Source organism: Weizmannia sp. FSL K6-3076, assembly GCF_038007245.1.
In the GTDB taxonomy this organism is placed as follows: Bacteria; Bacillota; Bacilli; order Bacillales; family Bacillaceae_C; genus Weizmannia; species Weizmannia faecalis.
Genome location: NZ_JBBOWU010000001.1, coordinates 237,011 through 255,593, shown reverse-complemented (window position 1 = coordinate 255,593; position 18,583 = coordinate 237,011). Strand labels below are relative to the sequence as shown.

The 18,583-nt window shown below is 48.6% G+C and carries 16 protein-coding genes and 1 riboswitch; of the genes, 6 read left to right on the top strand and 10 right to left on the bottom strand.

Annotated elements, in window-relative coordinates; translation table 11 throughout:
- Positions 1 to 103: 103 nt before the first annotated feature.
- From NSS95_RS01275 to mvk, 6 genes are all read right to left on the bottom strand, one after another.
- Positions 104 to 688 carry a zeta toxin family protein gene (locus NSS95_RS01275; RefSeq protein WP_035182667.1) on the bottom strand — a complete coding sequence of 195 codons (585 nt, stop codon included), beginning with the start codon at positions 686 to 688 and terminating at the stop codon, positions 104 to 106.
- A complete protein-coding gene (locus NSS95_RS01270) occupies positions 688 to 879 on the bottom strand; it encodes a hypothetical protein (protein WP_017550691.1) in 192 nt (63 codons plus the stop codon). The genes NSS95_RS01275 and NSS95_RS01270 overlap by 1 nt, the downstream gene beginning before the upstream one ends.
- Before the next feature lie 193 nt (positions 880 to 1,072).
- Positions 1,073 to 1,717, bottom strand: coding sequence for an SDR family oxidoreductase (locus NSS95_RS01265; protein ID WP_017550692.1), 645 nt, complete (start codon positions 1,715 to 1,717; stop codon positions 1,073 to 1,075).
- 147 nt (positions 1,718 to 1,864) lie between these two features.
- Positions 1,865 to 2,965 (bottom strand): phosphomevalonate kinase, encoded by a 1,101-nt coding sequence (locus NSS95_RS01260; RefSeq protein ID WP_110133753.1) that lies wholly within the window; start codon positions 2,963 to 2,965, stop codon positions 1,865 to 1,867.
- A gap of 345 nt (positions 2,966 to 3,310) precedes the next feature.
- The gene (mvaD, locus tag NSS95_RS01255) at positions 3,311 to 4,291 is read right to left on the bottom strand and encodes a diphosphomevalonate decarboxylase (RefSeq protein ID WP_035182673.1); all 981 of its coding nucleotides are present in this window, start codon (positions 4,289 to 4,291) and stop codon (positions 3,311 to 3,313) included.
- Positions 4,292 to 4,633: 342 nt separating this feature from the next.
- A complete protein-coding gene (gene mvk / locus NSS95_RS01250) occupies positions 4,634 to 5,575 on the bottom strand; it encodes a mevalonate kinase (RefSeq protein ID WP_026684855.1) in 942 nt (313 codons plus the stop codon).
- 610 nt (positions 5,576 to 6,185) lie between these two features.
- Here mvk and NSS95_RS01245 point away from each other — a divergent pair.
- From NSS95_RS01245 to NSS95_RS01235, 3 genes are all read left to right on the top strand, one after another.
- On the top strand, positions 6,186 to 6,842 hold the full coding sequence (locus NSS95_RS01245) for a hypothetical protein (protein ID WP_035182677.1): 657 nt from the start codon (positions 6,186 to 6,188) through the stop codon (positions 6,840 to 6,842).
- A 477-nt stretch (positions 6,843 to 7,319) separates the two neighbouring features.
- Entirely contained in the window at positions 7,320 to 9,155 is a 1,836-nt protein-coding gene (gene glmS / locus NSS95_RS01240) for a glutamine--fructose-6-phosphate transaminase (isomerizing) (RefSeq protein ID WP_326244104.1), read from the top strand.
- A 295-nt stretch (positions 9,156 to 9,450) separates the two neighbouring features.
- Positions 9,451 to 10,392: a cation diffusion facilitator family transporter gene (locus NSS95_RS01235; RefSeq protein ID WP_071452302.1), complete on the top strand. Its 942-nt coding sequence runs from the start codon at positions 9,451 to 9,453 to the stop codon at positions 10,390 to 10,392.
- Here the strand turns inward: NSS95_RS01235 and NSS95_RS01230 are convergent.
- Positions 10,384 to 10,674, bottom strand: a complete 291-nt coding sequence (locus NSS95_RS01230; RefSeq protein WP_326241710.1) for a hypothetical protein — start codon at positions 10,672 to 10,674, stop codon at positions 10,384 to 10,386. The genes NSS95_RS01235 and NSS95_RS01230 overlap by 9 nt on opposite strands.
- A 478-nt stretch (positions 10,675 to 11,152) precedes the next feature.
- Complete coding sequence (locus tag NSS95_RS01225; protein WP_026685148.1) at positions 11,153 to 12,046, bottom strand: NERD domain-containing protein; 894 nt, start codon at positions 12,044 to 12,046, stop codon at positions 11,153 to 11,155.
- 221 nt (positions 12,047 to 12,267) lie between these two features.
- On the opposite strand from NSS95_RS01225, the gene NSS95_RS01220 reads away from it, so the two are divergent.
- Together NSS95_RS01220 and NSS95_RS01215 are read left to right on the top strand one after the other, a co-directional pair.
- Complete coding sequence (locus tag NSS95_RS01220) at positions 12,268 to 13,197, top strand: DMT family transporter (protein ID WP_026685147.1); 930 nt, start codon at positions 12,268 to 12,270, stop codon at positions 13,195 to 13,197.
- Between the two features lie 124 nt (positions 13,198 to 13,321).
- The gene (locus NSS95_RS01215) at positions 13,322 to 13,546 is read left to right on the top strand and encodes a hypothetical protein (protein ID WP_026685146.1); all 225 of its coding nucleotides are present in this window, start codon (positions 13,322 to 13,324) and stop codon (positions 13,544 to 13,546) included.
- Positions 13,547 to 13,836: 290 nt separating this feature from the next.
- Here the strand turns inward: NSS95_RS01215 and NSS95_RS01210 are convergent, their stop codons facing one another.
- Together NSS95_RS01210 and NSS95_RS01205 are read right to left on the bottom strand one after the other, a co-directional pair.
- The gene (locus NSS95_RS01210; protein WP_026685145.1) at positions 13,837 to 14,877 is read right to left on the bottom strand and encodes a GGDEF domain-containing protein; all 1,041 of its coding nucleotides are present in this window, start codon (positions 14,875 to 14,877) and stop codon (positions 13,837 to 13,839) included.
- Between the two features lie 78 nt (positions 14,878 to 14,955).
- Positions 14,956 to 15,041, bottom strand: a riboswitch (cyclic di-GMP riboswitch).
- A 483-nt stretch (positions 15,042 to 15,524) separates the two neighbouring features.
- Positions 15,525 to 17,117, bottom strand: a complete 1,593-nt coding sequence (locus tag NSS95_RS01205; RefSeq protein ID WP_340713730.1) for a long-chain-fatty-acid--CoA ligase — start codon at positions 17,115 to 17,117, stop codon at positions 15,525 to 15,527.
- 234 nt (positions 17,118 to 17,351) lie between these two features.
- Between NSS95_RS01205 and NSS95_RS01200 the strand changes: the two genes are divergently transcribed.
- Entirely contained in the window at positions 17,352 to 18,455 is a 1,104-nt protein-coding gene (locus NSS95_RS01200) for a glycerol dehydrogenase (RefSeq protein WP_061086634.1), read from the top strand.
- Positions 18,456 to 18,583 lie beyond the last annotated feature (128 nt).

The window sequence follows — 18,583 nt, the reverse complement described above, 5'->3', positions numbered from 1 at the left end:
TATTTTATGAATAATCAGTTACATCTAGAAATCCACACTTGGGAAAACTACCTATTACCGATGTTTGTTAGATTTTCGTCACGGATTCAGGTTATAGTTAATGTCATTTAAATCGTTCCCAGACAGGAAGAGCCCATTTTGGCAAATTACTCTTTTCAAAAGTAATCTGACCATCATTTACTTCCAAAACAATTTCCCCGTTATATAGACTATTGTCGATTAACACAAGATTATCAGCCATAGTGGCATAGTTATGTAGATGTTCAAAAGACGTTTTATTTCGTCTGAGGATATCCTCAGTTGGGATGTCATGCCCACCATTTTTAACTCTCATTGCAACCCGTTCAATATTCTGATTCACATTATTTAGAGCTACGTAAAACATGGTAATTTTATAACCCATCGCTTTTGCTTTCTCCATTTGTCTAATGACATTTCCACCAGCAAGCGTTGTCTCGATAGAAAAATCCTTACCTTCTTGAATGTATTCATTTATTGATTTTATAACTTCTTTTCCCGCTGTTACCCTTTTTGATTCAGGGTTATCCGGATCAATTTTTCTTGCTGTAGCATCCGGATCAATGTTAATATCAATACCAATTTTGTCAATAATTAAGTTTCTTATTGTACTTTTTCCGCTTCCATTATTCCCCGCAAATACATAAAACATGGGGCTATGCTTATGCATTATGACTCACCATTATGCTTTAATGGGACTATATCTCCATTAGGATATTCCTTTACCAACTTGCCGTTTTTCTCGTACACAATATAAGTGTTATTTACTTTTGCATCAATTCTTGCTCGCTCGCCAGTCATCTTGATCCATTTGTCTGCCCAAGCAAATTTTCTTTTTGGAATATGATTTTGCTCTCCCAACTAGAAACACCACCTTCATATAAATCATTGATAACAAATGGATGCTACTGCGCTTCATCCTGCATGGCAAATATTGAAGCAGGACTTGCTGAATGCATGCATCCAGCAAGCCGAACCTTTATGAAACCCCCTTCTTCTATGAAGCAGGAGGGAGGGGGTTTTAGCAAATTGCATTTTTTTGATTTGCCCATTTCTATAAGCGTTTCAACTCTTCCTCAATCGGTGTATCTCCCGAAATGAGGTCGAATGCTTTCCGGTATGTTTTCGGTTCGTCGAGGCTTGCGAGAATGGTGCGTGCGACGTCTTCACGCGGAATGGTGCCGCGTTTTAAGTTTTCCGACGCTTCGACTTTTCCGGTGCCGGGTTCGTTCAGCAAGCCGCCCGGCCGAATGATCGTGTAGTTCAGCTTGGTCGACTGGAGCACGCGGTCTGCATAATGCTTGGCAACATAATACGGCTTGATGGCCTCGCTCCAGTTTTCGCGGTGGTGGGCCTGGAGCGCACTCACGATAACAAAACGGCTGATACCTGCTTTTTCTGCCGCCTCCATCGTTTTCACTGCGCCGTCCAAATCGACAAGCAGCGTTTTGTCTGCGCCCGTGTGCCCGCCGGAACCAGCGGTAAACACAATGCAATCGCATCCATTCGCCGCTTCCGCCAGCTCATCGACAGTGCCTTCCAAATCGGATATGACCGCATCTACCCCTTTTTGCCTGAAAAATTGAGCCTGTTCTTCTTTCCGCACCATGGCACGTGGGATATGGCGGTCACTTTTTTGTAAAAGATCCACAAGCATTTTTCCGATCTTTCCGTTTGCGCCTGCAACAAGAACTTTCATCCAATCCATCTCCTTTCGTTTTTTTCTATTATTTCAAAAGGAGTATGGAGAAGCAAATGATTGAGAAAAGTGGGATGCAGCGTACTTGGGGTAGAACTTCCGTTGTTTCCACAGAAAAGCAAAAAATCCGCATTTTTTTGCGGATTTTTACTCCATAATGGACACACCTTGTTCTGAAATATGAAGCGCAAGCGGGATAATGCCTGAAGCTTCCCATGCTGCTTTCAAGGCGGCAGCTTTTTCCTTCCCTGCTACAAAGGCAATGCCGCAGTCTCCGCCACCCGAGCCCGATGATTTGCCGGCGCCGAAACGGCCGGCAATGTCTGCCAGTTGCTTCAATGGCGCCGTTTCAATGGTGGTATGGGCTGCTGCTTCAAGTTTCTGCAAAGCACGCCGGTTTTGCCGGATGTGCTCAAATACGCCAGCCGTATCTTGCTGCATGAAACTTTCCGCCAATTTATCCACTGCGGCGGTACTTTCTCGTAAAAATGCCGTGTATGTTTCCGTTGCCGCCTCTCGCAATTTGCCAATGCGCTCCACCATTGGCCCGGTTGCCACCGCTTTTCCGGTCCAACCCACGCAAAAAATGAGGTCCGGCGGCAGTACCAATTTAGAAATGGACAAATACGGCCATTTTTCTGCCAGTAATTCCGAAACTGTGCAGCCCGCTTCCAACCGGGAAAAAATCCAATCTGGCCTGAATGCGGCATATTTCAACATGCCGCCGTACACGGAAGCGGCAAGATCCGCGCCGGACCCGTTGCCCTGTGTTTTCAAATGGGCCACAGCGGCCAGTTTAAAAATGGCTTCCTTCGTTTCCGGCAACCCTTCATGGGCGTGCAAAAGGGCGGTAAGAACGGCAGAAAGAATCGCAGCACTGGAACCGAGCCCGTATTTTTGCCTTGTTGTGGGATCATCCAGTTCACTCGTTACCGTAATGTGAAGCGGGCGGAGCGGAATCGATTTTTCCATAAGCAGCTGGTTAAAAACGGCGAGCGCATTTTGGATAAACCGGAGTTTCGGGTCATCGCGGTCAAAGCGGACTTCCCCGTTCTCCACACGCCACGCGGCATGCGGAATGCCAATCTGCGGCAAAGAAAAAAGGTTTTCTGTGCTTTCTTTTACCTCTATTGTGATGTATCGGTCTACCGCGGCAACCATAGCAGGGCAACCGGGTTCAATGACCGCATATTCGCCGGCAATCATCAGTTTACCCGGCGCCTTTACTTGAAATTGCATCCCGTTCATCTCTTTCAATCCTTTTTAGGTCGGTGTACCCGTCAAATCTGCAAGCATCACATCCAATGCCTGCTGCACGCCGCTTTTTTCGACCATGTCCCCCTGACCAACTAGCGGACGGGGGTTGCATTTCCCGCGTCAAAACAAGTTCCATGGCACTTCCATGCTCATATTAAAAGGAATCAGCCCAGAACCCGTTACGGGCATGGTGCCGTTAAATAGCGCGAAACAGCCAGTGACGCCTAAATGGTTTTTTCAGCAACGGCTGCAGAAGGAAAAACGGCATTTTTTAAAAAGTGCATCATCTGGATGTTTTGGCGCCTTCCTGCCGGGGTTCCAGCGTTTCGAAAAGCATTAAAACGGGCCGTATTGAATGCCCGGACCTGGATGGCAAACCAGCACTTCGCGGACGGACGGGATGGCAGAAAGCGCATGATATACCGTCTCTTCATCTTTTCGTTCGCACAGCACTTTCACATTCGGGCCGGCGTCAATTGTAAAATAAGCTTCAATCCCGCGTTCGCGCAAAAGCGCCACTTCCTGCATGACATCGAGCGTTGCACTTTGCCAGTATAAAAAAGGCGGGTTGGCGCTGATCGTTGTCGCATGCATTTTTAACGCATTTGCTTCAAGCACGCGCCCAAGCATCGTAAAATCGCGCGCTGCAATCGCGGATTTTGCGGCGGCCAAATCTGTTTCCACAGTTTCGAGCCAGGCTTTATAAAACGGCGACGTGCTGACAGTCCGTTTCATCCCTTCCCTGCTCGAAACTTTTTTCTGCTTTGATTCCACCAGGCAGGATAAAATACTGAGATCCCAATCGTCTTCGCTGAGAAGCGGAACCGCGTGTGAATCGGAGCCATCCGCTTTTTCACCTTTTTGCCACTCGACGAAACCGCCGTAGATACTGCGGCAGGCGGACCCGGAACCTTGGCGCGCCAAGATTGACAGCGTACGCCCATCCACCTCAATGCCGAGCGCTTTAACAGCCGCAGCTGCAAGCGCCGCCATACCGGATGCGGAAGAGGCTAGCCCGGCAGCGATCGGCACTTCGTTTTGTGATTCTATATAGGCATATCTTTTTTCTCCCGCAAAGGCCCTGATCTTATCCATAAAGCGGGAAATTTTCGTCGTTTCCGCATCAATGGCCGGTTTTCCGTTCAGAAAAAACACGTCCGCCTTTAAAGCGGAATCAAAAGCCACCTTTGTTGTCGTATAAAACCTGTCCAGCGTAATGGACAGGCTGCTGTTCATCGGGAGAAAAAGCTTTTCGTCCCGTTTCCCCCAGTATTTGATCAGGGCAATATTCGTATGGGCCCTCGCTGTTGCCTCCATCTTTCATCGTCCTTCCAGTAAAAATGCCTTCTTGCTTTGAAAAGGTACTTCCCTGTCAATGCTATTCTCGCTGCCGGACAAAAAGGCTGCCCTGACCAACTATCTCCAAAGGAAAATGCCGCAAACCATTTTCTTGCAAGGGGCAACTGCCTGCGATTCCCCATCCTTAGCAGCTTCGGGTCTCCTTATCCAGCCGCTTCAACGGAAAATCTCTTCTCATGATCCGCTCGGCTTTGAAGCCAGGACCAAAAGAGCTGCCCGCTACAAGCAAAAACAGGGAGCCTCTTTTACATGAAGCATCTCCTGTTTTCGGGGCTGTGCTGCATGATTGCGGAATAACGGTCATCCTTCCAGCGAAAATTGCCATACTTGGGCGGCGCCTGCATTTTGCAGGGCTTGCGCAACTGCTAAAGCCTTTTTCCTGCTTTCGGCGAGCGAAATAATGCAACCACCCCGGCCCGCACCGGTCAGTTTGGCACCGAGTGCGCCGGCTGAGCGTGCTGCAGCGCATAATGCGTTAAGCCCTTCGTCGCTGACACCCAAAACGGAAAGTTGTGCATGTGCTTCATTAAATAATCGGCCGAGATGCAGTCCGTCTTTTTCAATCAATGCCCTTCCCGCTTCGTGCACGATTTCGCCTAAACGGTTGATGGCGGACTCCACCGTTTTCGGGTCAGAACCGCTTTTTTCACGGATGCTCCCGACCGCCATTGCCGTATTATGCACGCGCCCGGAATCGGCGACCACCAGATAAAACGGAAGCGAAAACGGAAGCGGCCGGGCCGCCTTCCCTTTTTCAAACCAGATCGGATCATTGCTGATGACCGCCATCATATCGATGCCACTCGGATTCCCGTGGGCAAAATTCTCAGCAATTTGGACAAACCGTTCGAGTTCCATTTTCGTTAATTGTTTTTCAAAAAAAGCATACAGCCCGCGGACAATGGCAACGGCAACAGCGGCACTCGAGCCAAGCCCGCGCCCGATCGGAATGGTCGACTCCAGTTTAATCGCCAAATTTTCGGCCGGCTTTTTTAACGTACGGAGGATTTCTTTGACACATGCTCTGATTCCGTGAAGCCTTTCCGGCGCTTTATCCAGTGCCCCTTTGTAAAACCGGCAGTCAATGGAGAGCGGGCCTTGTTTTTGGATAACTGCCGTTTCAATTTTCACATGATCGAATGGAAGCGCGATCGCCGGTTGTCCGTAAACAACAGCATGTTCCCCCGCTAAAATTAATTTTCCGTGTGCCGTCCCGGTTGCTGTATTGCCGGGAATTTTCATCATGTTTACCCCTCGCTTTCCCTTGCCAGACCGATGCGCGGTTTTCGGGAAAATTTTTTCAAAAAAGTCCTTCATTGTGCCGGCTCCTTAAACGGTGCCATACAGAAAAAAATCTATGTTATCCAGCGGTGAATGGATCGCTGGCAAATCGTATTCCATCGAGCATCGCCACTTTTCGACAATGCCTATTTTATCGCAACAGGCCGCGGGATGACAATGGTTTGGGCCTTGAGCATATACATAAAAATATGGGCCGGATTCACGAAAGTTCCAAAGAAAACCGGCCGTTGGAAATTTAGCTTATACCGGTACTGATAAAATTGGGTTCGTGCCTTCACCTCTTATGGGCAGCATCCGTCTTTTGCGAGCCGGATGTGGAAAGGTAGTTGTGCCCATTCCCGTTTCTACAGGTGATGAAACGAGAGAATCCCATTTTTAAATCCGTGCCAAAAAATAACCGCTCCTGGTTGTGAGGCTATCCACAAACAGAGCGATCACAGGATTACTTTCACCGTATCGTGATTCCCCGTCCATTCTATCGAAAATTGATCTTATTTGCAATAAAAGCGCAACGATTTGCATATACTGGAAATGATAAGGAGGATGTTTTGTGAAAGTCAGCGTCATACTTCCCGTTTACTATGTGCCGGAACCGGAGCTGGTGCGGGCGCGCTATTTCTTCCTGCGCAACGGAATGCCATTTGAATTTGCGGCAACAGCAAGCGTTTCGCGCGGGTATTTGCCGGTAATGCCGGACGGCTGCTTTGATTTCCGCGCCTTTAAAGGAAAGCATGATTTCGACCATCTGCTTCCTGACGCTGTCCGCGTGCCGCCTGGGTTACAACCGGAAAAAGCGGAACTGCTTGCCGGCGACTTATGCAACCGCGCCCTTTCTTTAAAAGGGTTCGGCCAGATCGGCTATTTGCCGCCGCGCTCAAAGCAGGAAGCGGGCATCACGGTGATTTTGCAAAACCGCACCACAAAGGAGGAGCGGCGGATTCCGGCTGTGATCCGGCTGTTGCCGCAAAGAAGGATGCGCTTTGTTGCTGCCGTTGATATTGCGCTTTTAGCGGACTGGCTTGCATTACAGCAGACGGTGGATCTTTTTCTTGAGGTCAAAGCCGGCACTTTGCTGAAAAAACTCCGCCTTCATGCCGATCCGCATGCGAAACTCGGAAACTATGGCAGATGCGGGGAGCTGTCGGTTACGAAATATGGGAATATTTCGATCATCCCGGCTGCGGCGGAGCAGCGGAAAAGAGCATGATTTCCATATTTTGGTTTGTTTTATTTCGTGCCTGCCGGGAATAGGAGCAGTGCAAGGCCAATACATCTTAAAAGAAGGGACTGGTAAAGTTTTTGATGAAAGACTTGACAGCAACTTCATCTTCCGTATTTGGCACTGCATTTGTCCAGCGGGCAAGTGGGACAACCGTCCGGAACCGATATACTTTCGGTGAAGGTTCGTGTCCGCCTACTATTTGAAGCCCCGGACTTATCTGAGGCCAGGTTTGGATAAGTCCGTACTGGACGTCATCTGAATATCAGATTTGGATGAGGCAAAAGGCGCAATCCGATCGGGTTGCGCTTTTTGTCCGTGTGCTCGAATATCCCTCCTGGTATACTTTGGAAATTCTGGCATTGCTGCCTGCAGCACAATCGCTTTATTCCCCGCTCGGTTCATGTTAGCATGAAGATAGGAATACACGTGATAGAAGGAAAGCGATACGTTGAGGTGAAGAAGATGAGTGGAATCGTTGGGTACATTGGCAGACATTCGGCACAGCCGGTTCTGCTCGATTGCCTGAAAAAACTGGATTACCGGGGCTATGATTCAGCAGGCATTGCCGTCTCCGATATGAAAACCATCGGCGTCCGCAAAGAAAAAGGGCGCGTCGAAGATCTGGAAGCTTCCCTCCAGCTCGAACCGATTCCCGCCGGATGCCTTGGGATCGGCCACACAAGGTGGGCATCACACGGAATGCCGACCGTTGAAAATTCCCATCCGTTATGTGATGAAGAAGCACGTTTCTACGTTGTTCATAACGGAATTATTGAAAACTACCAGCAATTAAAAAAATTCCTTATCGCACAGGGGCATCGTTTACAAACGGACACCGACACAGAAGTCATTCCATATCTTCTCGCGCATTATGATACCGGCAATTTTGAAGAAACCGTGCGGATCGTCATTCCGCAATTAAAAGGTGCGTTTGCGCTTGCGATCATGGCAAAAGATCACCCGAACCAGATTATCGCCATTTCTTATGATAATCCGCTCATTATCGGCTTTGGCAGCGGGGAAGCGTATCTCTCCTCGGATATCCCGGCGCTGCTTTCGTATACAAAAGAAATTTATCCAATTAAAAACGGCGAAATGGCCATTTTGACTCAGACCAATGTGGAAATTAAGACACTTTCCGGGGAAAAAATTTTGCCGGAAAAAACATCCGTGCGCTGGAACCAAGACGAACTCAACCTGCAGGATTACGGTCACTACATGTTAAAAGAAATCATGGAGCAGCCGGAAGCAATCAAGCGCACGTTAAAAGACCGGCTGACAGAAAGCGGTGTCGTCATTCCGGAAGTGGACGATTTTTTCGCAAAGCGCAAGCTTACAGATCCGGAGAGGATCATCATTGTCGCAAGCGGCACCTCCCATCACGCCGGCATGATCGGCAAAAAGATTCTCGAAACCATGCTTGATATACCGGTTGAAGCCGCGATTGCATCTGAATTCAGATGTGAGCACGGGCGGTTGGACGAAAAAACGCTCGTCATTGCCATCAGCCAATCAGGAGAAACGGCTGATACCATTTCCGCCTTGAAAGAAGCGAAAAAGTCAGGAGCGGCGGTGATCGCGATCAGCAATTACCGGAAGAGCACGCTGGCGCGGAAATCGGATTGCGTGATTTATACGCATGCAGGCCCGGAACTGGCGGTTGCTGCAACAAAAGCCTATACAACCCAGATTACGGCGCTCGTCCTGCTTTCGATTGTTCTGGCAAAAAAACTGCACGGTTCCGGCGAAGGCCAAATCCCTGCCTTGCTCGATGCCCTTCATTCACTCGCTGATGACGTGGAAAAATGCCTGGTGATGACGCAGGATGCCATCGACCAGTTTGCACAGGTCACAAACGACCAGGAGCATCTATTCCTGATTGGCCGCGGGCTCGATTATGTCCTGGCGCTTGAAGGGGCGCTCAAACTCCAGGAAGTCGCCTATCTCCATGCGGATGCCTACGCGGCAGGAGAAATGAAACACGGCACAATGGCTTTGATCACGCCGGGTGTTCCGGTCATTGCCCTTGCCACCCAGGAACATTTGCGCGACAAGGCCATAAACAATATTAAAGAAGTAAAGGCACGTGATGCATATGTCGTCGGGATTACGACCACGGGAGATGACGAAGTGAGCGCCGTCGTGGACGAAGTGCTCTACATTCCGGAAGCACACCCCTTTCTCATGCCGGTCCTGGCCGCCATCCCGCTGCAGCTGCTTGCTTATTATGCCGGCATCGTGCGCGGCTATGACGTTGACCGCCCACGCAACCTGGCGAAGAGCTTAACCGTCGAGTAAAGGGAAATCGTGTTAAACTTTTTCAGGCCGTGCCTTTCACACAAAAACCGCCGGGGAAAAGGATTCTGGCGGTTTTTCTCTTTTAGGGCAGGCTCCTATTTGATTTTTTATCATATAATAAGCATTATAAATGATTCTATTTCTTTTTGTTTACAGCAATAACCCCTAATCCATATTGATTCCCATTCTCAATTATTCAAAAAAATTTATATTAATTGAGAATAAACGCTATTCTTTTTCGTTTCTTCGTGCTACAATACAGGTGAAAATAAGTTTATTTAGGAAGAGGTGTGCGATGATGCCGGAATATGATTATCACCACCTTCCCCATGTCAAAGTCCAGTCCGCATCAAAAAAAGCATTATGGGCAACGCTCGTCCTAACCTTGTTTTTCATGTTTGTTGAAATTGCTGGTGGTCTGATTTCGCATTCGCTTGCTTTGCTTTCCGACTCGGCACATATGGCTTCAGATGTCATTGCGCTCCTCTTCAGCATGCTTGCTTTGTTCATGGCGACACGCCCGCCAAACCGCAAATATACATTTGGCTATTTGCGCTTTGAAATCATCGCATCGTTCCTGAACGGGCTTGCGCTTGCGGGCATTTCAATCGGCATTTTCATTGAAGGGATCAAGCGCCTCGTCCATCCGCAACCCATTGATTTTAAGTGGATGTTTCTCATTGCCGTGACCGGGCTTGTTGTGAATATTATCCTCACCATTGTGTTGCACCGGAGCACAAAAGAAGAAGAAAACTTAAATGTCAAAAGCGCGTTATGGCATTTTATCGGGGACTTATTGAATTCGGCCGGCGTGATTGTTTCCGCCCTGCTCATTTATTTTACGGGAATGAATTTCTTTGATCCGCTCATCAGCATCGCAATCGGCGGCGTCATTTTTTACGGCGGCGCCAAAATCGTCCGGGCTTCCTATTTGATCCTGATGGACACCGTGCCGGAAGGGTTTGATTTAGAGCAGATCCGCACAGATATGTATCAAATTGAGGGCATTGAAGACGTCCATGACATGCATCTTTGGAACATTACTTCCGACCATTGTTCGCTGACCGCCCATGTCTTTGTCAAGCATTCATCTGAACCGATGCGCGTCATTTTAGCTGTAAATCAGATGCTCGAACAAAAATACGGCATCCGCCATACGACCATCCAGACAGAAGACCCCGCCATCCATGACCATACCGATTATCTCCGGCAGAAAAACCGGACTGTTTCACTGTAGCTGCTGCTCAGCAGGTACAGTTTTTTTGTTTTCCAGCCAGACAACCCATTTGTAAAACCCGGCCACAATGAGCAGGAGGAACGGATTTACAAGCGCCGAAATGGTGAAATCCCACCATCCGTAATGAAAATAGCCCCATGGTGCCGGCAGCAGGGTGATCCACTCATACCCCAGCATCAGCACTTCCCAAACAGCAATATAAAGTATCTTTTTTGGCCATCTTTTTCCAAACGGAAACCAGTTAAGATACAAAATATTCACAGGCGGAAGCAAACAAATCATACCCGGGAGATTCTCCCAGTCCACCCCTTTTGTAAAATACCAGTAGCCATGCTACTTGTAATCGATATATACATCAAAAACCAGGTGGGAAGCTATGGTAAACGTCCAAATCTGTACGATCTGCCCGGGGGAAAGCCGCTTATTGGCACAAAAAACAGCCAGATTAAAAACAATGAGGGAAACAACATACCCAATCATGTTTGATCCTCGAAATCAGCGTTACCGTTTTTTCAATAGCTTATGCACCCGCCGGTTTTCTATACAGCCGCCAAATGGGCAGTGGGGAAACGTATAGATTTGGGCTACTTGTACGCCAGGCCAATGCTTCTTAGTTTATGATTCAGAAACCAAAATTCCTAGATAGTATTTTATCGGGGCAGCCAATAATTATTCTGTTCCCCCGTAACCGGATGAAGATCTTTTTCCGGCGGGCTTCAAGCAAAGTGCCGGTCCTCCGGCTGGCATCACAGTTTACGGACTAATGCGCTGCCTCGCGCACGATTTGTGCCGCTGTTAGTGCATCCACGCGCAAAAAGGAACAAAGCGCTTCATCTGGCGCATCCCGGCCAAAAAGCAAATAGAACTCTTCTATCGCTTTACGGTGCGCATCTTTACTGGCATGCCCGCAAACCTGGCAGTGCCATGCGCCATTGTTAAAATCCATTTCAAAACGGCGGCACAGCGGGCACCCGACCCCCGTATACATTTCGCTTTGGTCAACCGGCCACGGACAGATCCCCGGATTTTCGCGGCATTCCAGCAAATGCTTGTGCCATTTTTTAAAATGCTTGCCGTCCAGGACCAGCTGGCTGTATGTTTCCAGCATCTTTGTCACTTTATAAACAGCCTGGCTTGCTGGGCAGATCCTCAATTCGTCTGCTGAATTGGCAACAGGCATTTTCAACTCGGCCCCCTCATGGCAAAGGACAAGCAAATACTCCAGCGGCAATTCGGGTAAATGCCGCATACGGGCCCATGTACACAAGATTTCTCTTTGTTTTTGCAGGCACGCAAACGGTTCCGGCCAGCCTTTTTCCTTCCCGCCTTTTTGCTGGATAAGCTGGGCAAAAGCCGGATCCGGAAAAATCGCGCCGGATAAATGGGTGTAGCCTATAATCAAAACAAGATTCCGTGTGAGAATTAACCCGTCCAGGCATGTATTTGCAATGGGCAGTGCATGGTAAACATGGAATTGGTCGGACGGAAGAATCTCCAAAAAACGGTCTGCCCGCTTCTCCCTTTTATATTTCGCCCTCCACTTTTTTACATCCTCCGCAATCTGCCCATACAGCGGATGCCTTTTGGGCAGCCTCCCCAGCAACGCCTCTCCCGCCCGGATTTGTGCGGGATATTCCCGCTGTTTTACAATCACGTCCAACTTCCCCTTTTTCATGATTTTATTTATTTTATTCGCTGCGTGGGAGGAAATATGTTAAAATTAAGAATATTATAGTGGGAGGTGCTGTTTGTGCGTCTGTATCTTGATCTGTTTGAAAATGACCAGCCTGTTCGTTCCTGATGCGGGGGACGAACAGCCGCTTCAAAACCCCCGTCTGGCTGTTAGATAAAAAATAAAGACGGAGGTTGATGACTGTGAAAAACAAATGGGCAGGTGCACTTTGCCTCGCACTTGCATCCGGCATCTGGGGCGGGATGTATGTGGTCAGTAAATATGTCTTAAACTTCGTACCGCCGCTTACGCTTTTATGGCTGCGGTATATGATCGGTTTTGCCGCACTGTACGCGATATTGCATGCCGGCAGAAAGAAAAAGGAAAAGGTAAGCCTTACAAAAAAAGACTGGCTGCTGCTCGCCTGGATCGGGTTTATCGGCTATTTTGCATCCGTTGCCATGCAGTTTATCGGGACGCAAAAAGCGGACGCCCATACCGGCGCGATCATTACATCCGCTTCTCCGGTTTTTATCGTGATATTCGCGCGCTTCATTTTAAAAGAAAAATTGACCGCGCGCAAAATACTGGCGCTGATTACCGCATCCGCGGGCGTTGTCATCGTGATCGGCTGGGACATTCACGTGCAAACCTATTTTTGGGGCAGCCTGATTCTGGCTGGAGCGATGATTACATGGGCACTTCTGTCCGTTTATGTAAAAGTGGCTTCCTGGAAAATGGATTCGTTAACCATTACAACATATGCCATTTTGTTCGGGCTGCTGTTTACAACGCCTTTTGCCGCCCGCGAAGCCATGATGGCCTGGCCTGTATCATCGGGCGGTTTTTGGGGGATGGCAGGTATTTTGTATCTCGGCGTCATCTCTACAGCCGGCGCTTTCTTCTTGTGGAACAAAGGGCTTGAAATGGTAGAGGCCGGCAGCGGGTCACTGTTTATGTTTTTGCAGCCTGTCACCGGCTCTTTTCTCGGCTGGCTTTTGCTCCATGAAAACCTGAACGGCCGCTTCTTTCTCGGCGGCGCCCTGATTCTGGCTGCAATTGCCATTTCGTTGCTCCCAGAAAGGATGCGCCTCGCACCCCGGATGGAAACGCCAAAAAATATATCGGATTAAAATAGCATCATAAGGCAAGGCCTGTCGCACCGGTCTTGCTTTTTTGTTTCTTTTTTTGCAAATTTGCAGGAATTTTTGCCGCTTTTATCGAAAAGGGAATAAAAAGGTTCCGGGAGGCAGAACAATGGATCGGTACAGTTGCTTGGCATATCTTTTGTTTCAAACGGATGATAACACGGTAAAAGAAGCGGCAATCCGCCTCGTACAGGGCAGCCTTACGCTCGAGGAGGCAAAAAGCGACAGCACGCTCAAGCCGTATTTGGAAGCCTGTGAAAAACGGCTGAACATACAGCCACCGGATGCCGAGCAGGTTTATGCATTTATGGAAAATTATATATACGCCGTATAAAAAGCATCTGGCAGGGCAAACCGGCGAACTTCTAAATGGCAGTCCCCGCTTAGGCTCCGCAAGCGGAAGTGTGCCGCCGCAAACGTATGCCCTGCCTCGCGTAGTGATTTTGCAAATTTTGAGGTTCGTCCGCGGTTATAGGCACTCTCCATGCCAAATCGCATACCCCAGTTTATGAGCAGCAAGTCTGTTAATTAAATGGACTACCGCTGTCATACGGTTTTTTGATTGCAAACCCGCCAGCTAAATGTTCGCCACATGCAATGAAGAAAATCCGCCTTTTCCCTGCCTTACAGCACCGTAATCCGGTTTCTGCCCTGACCCTTCGACTTGTACAGCCCTTCGTCCACCCGCCTTACAATGGTTTCTGCTGTATCCCCCGGTGTATATGCAGTCACACCGAAACTTGCGGACAGCTTTCCCGCATGCCCAAATGAATGGCGGCTAATGCTTGCTTTCAAATATTCCGCCAGTTCCTCTGCCTGGGGCAATTCATCCTTTGTAATGATGATGAATTCTTCACCGCCCCAGCGTCCGATGTAATCATTCGCTGAAATCACCCGGGAGGAAAGACGGACAAATTCCTTCAGCACCTCATCTCCTGTCTGGTGCCCGAACTGGTCATTCACCTGTTTAAAATAGTCGATATCGAAAAAAATCACGGAAAATGATGTGCCGGTTTTGTCCGCGTGTTTAACCGCAGCATCCAGCCATGCCTGCACCTGGCGTCGGTTGGCAATCCCGGTCAACATGTCCGAATAAGCCTTTTTCTTTTCCTCTTCCAATTCTCTAAATACTTTTAAGAGATAATGAGAAATGCAAAAGATGGCGATATAGACGAGATTGGCAAGGTAAAAGATCAGCATGGATATTTTATAGTCAAAGGAAAAATGGCGGAACCGCGGCATTCCGATCAGAAGCGTAGTCACGAACAAAGCGAGCGAATAAATGATCCCGTTCCGCTTTTTCAACGTGATAAAAATATAGAGAAATAGAAGCGGGCTCCAAATGATCGAAATTCCGATGGCTCCCTCTTTTCCCGGAACCATGTATTGAAAAACACAGTCCATCACGATGGCAAGATAATAAACCGTGAGGATCACGAGATTCACATAGTCAAACAAGCGGAAATAACGCTTGAAAACCATGCAGATGAGAAACAGAGCGTTCCAGGCAATCAGGATCCGCGTCGTGGCGAGATAAAATAAAGCTGTACGGGTGCCTGTGTGAGGGACCAAATTGTAAATCGCAAGGGCAGCGATCAAAAGCGGGCTGATCCAAAGATAAAGGATTCTTTTAAAATCTTCCAATGTCTCGATTTTCCTGCCCATTTCCGCCCCGCCTTTCTGATCAATCTCCGGGGAACTTGCAAACGAAAACAAAGGCCAAACTTCGGCTTTTCACTGCGCATTAGCAACTGGCTGGCATGGTTAGAAAACCGGTAGCCCCTGTAGTTTTGCGTCTCCATTTTTCAATGGATTTGCCCCTTTGATATAGGTCTTTTATCCTATTATACTGTATTTCTGTCCAAAAGAAACCATCAGTCAAAGGATAAGAAAGGGCAATTCGGTTAAAATTTGCCGTCTGCAGCTGCTGAAATCGTTTATGGCGATTCCTCCAACGCCCCCCGCCTCATCGCTGAAGCAAGGGGCATGGATGTGAAATGTTTTCCTCTGTTTTACGCCGAAATGTAACGCGTTGTCCTGTGCTTTTCGGCGGCCTTGCGTTTTGCCGGATCTGTTTCAGACATGTTCATTAGGGCTTGCTGAGTAAGCAAAATTTCTAAATTGGAAAGGAGGCTGACAACTTTATTCAAAATTTAAATGCAAGCGTTTTATAAAAAATCGAGGGAAAAGCTTGCACTCGAAAGCTGATTCAACGTATTAGAGAAGACAGAATCACGCATTGTCGTAGATAGATTCTTCTGAGCTTGCTGATCAATTGGGACAAACGCAGAATCGGATTCGTTCAGCAAGCCCTAATTTACAAACCGCTCTGTTTTCCCGAGCTTTTCCCAGTATTCATTGCGCAGGCGGACTTTCTGGATTTTGCCAGATGCCGTTTTCGGCAACTCATCCACAAATGTCACACCCGTCACGGCTTTGAAATGGGCAAGCCTTTCCCTTGAAAAACGGATGATGTCTTCTTCTGTTGCGGCCGCATCTGCTTTCCGGACGACAAACGCATGCGGGGTCTCCCCCCATTTTTCATGTGGAACAGCAATCACCGCTGCTTCAAGGACAGCCGGATGCTCATACAGCACTCCTTCCACTTCTATAGAGGATATATTCTCTCCGCCACTGATAATAATGTCTTTTTTACGGTCGACGATATCGATATAGCCGTATTCATCAACGGTCGCCATATCCCCTGTATAGAGCCGCCCGTTCCGGATCGTTTTCATCGTTTCTTCCGGGTTTTTCCAGTATCCGAGCATAACACCATGGCCTCTTACCGTGACCTCGCCGATTTCTTTCCCGTCATGGGCCACTTCTTCGTCATTTTCCCGTAAAACCCGGACATCGCTTCCGATCATCGGAAACCCGGCTTTCGCCCGCAACCGCAATTGTGTATCACGGTCCAGCCCGCCAAGCTGCGAACGAATGACAGATACAAGGGTGAGCGGTGTTGACTCCGTCATGCCGTACACCTGGATGAATTCCCAGCCGAGTTCTTTTTCCACGCGTTCCACAAATGCGGGCGGCGGTGCAGCTCCGGCGATGACAACACGCACGTCCTGTTCAATAGCGGGATGGTGTTCCGCGTTGTACTGCAACAGGCTGTTCAGCACAGTTGGCGCCATATGCACCACCGTCACATTATGCCTGATGATTTCCGTGAAAATGGCTTCCGCCGACGGTTTGCGGAGGCAGACATGGGTCGCCCCGTTTGCTGTATAGTAAAACGGCGAGCCCCATCCGTTTACATGGAACATCGGGAGCACATGCAGATAGACATCGCGGTCCGTAACGCGCAAATGGTACATGGCGCTTAATGCATGCAAATAATTATTGCGGTGGGTAAGCATCACGCCTTTAGGATTTCCGGTTGTCCCGCTCGTATAAAGCAGGCTGCACACATCGTTTTCATCGAGGCCGGCACGCGGAAACGGCTCAGGCGGAAATCTGTCCAGCCAACGGTCATAATCAATTTCAGCACAGTCATCCTCTTTATAGTGGATAATAATTTGCTCCACCGTTTCAAGCTCATCCTTTACCGGCTCGATCAAATGGTACATCTCCTGGTCCACAAACAATACTTTCGATCCGCTGTGATTTAAAATAAACCGGTAGTCTTCCGGGGTCAGCCGGATATTCAGCGGCACCATCACCGCCCCCAGCTGGAAAACCCCGTAAAAGCCTTCCAGCATTTCCACTGTATTCGGCGCGAGATAGGCCACCCGATCCCCTTTTTCAATGCCAAGATTTTTTAACCCGTACGACAGCCGGTTCACCCTGCCGTTCAGCTCCCGGTATGTAAACGCCCGGTCCCCGCAATACACCGCTGTTTTCCCGCCGTACAAAAGCACCGCGCGATCCAGAAATTCCGTCAACACCAACGGCACGTTCATGGACTCCCCTCCCATTTTCATTTTCTCCCTGTTTCCCCTTGCTGTTTAAAAACCAGCACTGTTGTATAACAATATTATAAAAGTTTTTGAACGCGTTTTCAATCATCATATTTATTTGTTTTTTTATAACATGGGATGATCTTATTTTTCACATCTTTTACCTTGGTTTCCGCTTACATTTTTAATATAATGAGAGTGTAGAAAGAAAAAAATGTTTAGGAGGCAGTACATGTTATGAAAATTCCTGTAAAATCCGTTACATCGCCGAAAAAGTTTATCGTAGGGAACGGCCTGCTTGCCAATTTATATGCGTACATAAAAGATTTGGGCGACAATGCCTATGTGATTTGCGACGAATTCATCCTCGGCCGCGCAAAAGAAGAAGCCGGAAAATCTGTCCGGGAAGGCGGCGGGAAAGCAACTTTCGAACAGTTCAATTATCAAACCACCCAGGAAGAAGTAGACCGTAACCGCCGGCTTGCACGTGAAGCAGGCGCCAATGTCATTGTCGGCATCGGCGGCGGAAAAACGCTTGATACCGCAAAAGCAACCGCTTATTATGAAAAACTTCCGGTTGTCATTTTTCCGACGATTGCCTCCACTGACGCACCGTGCACGGCCCTTGCCGTTCTTTACAAAGAAGACGGCGCTTTTGACCGTTACTTGTTCCTGCCGAGCAATCCGGATGTCGTGCTCGCAGACACGGAAATTTTAGCTGCAGCACCGGTCCGCTTTTTCGCCGCCGGGATCGGGGACGCGCTTGCCACTTATTTTGAAGCGCGCGCCTGCTACGCGGCAAACGGCGACAACCTTGTTTTAATGAAGCCATCCCTCACCGGCCTGGCCATTGCCCGCACTTGCTACGAAACGATTCTCGAAAACGGCGTAAAAGCAGTGGAAGCCGTGAAAAACAAAGTGCCAACCCGTGCAGTGCAGGATACCATTGAAGCGACCATCTATTTGAGCGGTGTCGGGGCGGAATCCGGCGGCCTTGCCGCAGCACACGCCATCCATAACGGCATGACCGCTGTCCCTGCCCTCCATCGTGCACAGCACGGCGAAAAAGTGACATTCGGCCTGCTCGCACAGCTCGTTCTTGAAAACGCGCCAAAAGAAGAGCTTGAAACGGTAATCCGCTTTATCAAAGCAGTTGGCCTGCCGCTGACACTGAAGGACCTCGGCGTTGAAGAATTTGTGGAAGCCGAATGGCGGAAAGTGGCGGAAGATGCCTGTGCCGAGGATGACACAATGGGCAACGAACCATTCCCGGTTACGCCTGATGATGTGTACAATGCCATTGTTGCCGCTAACGCCATTGCTGAAAAATACCATGACTAAATCAAAGCAGCTTATATGAACCCATAAAAACGGCGGGAAAACACGATCGTGTGTCCCGCCGTTTTTGTCTATATCATATGAACTTAAGTTAGGACTTGCCGAACAAATCCAATTCTGCGTTTGTGCCC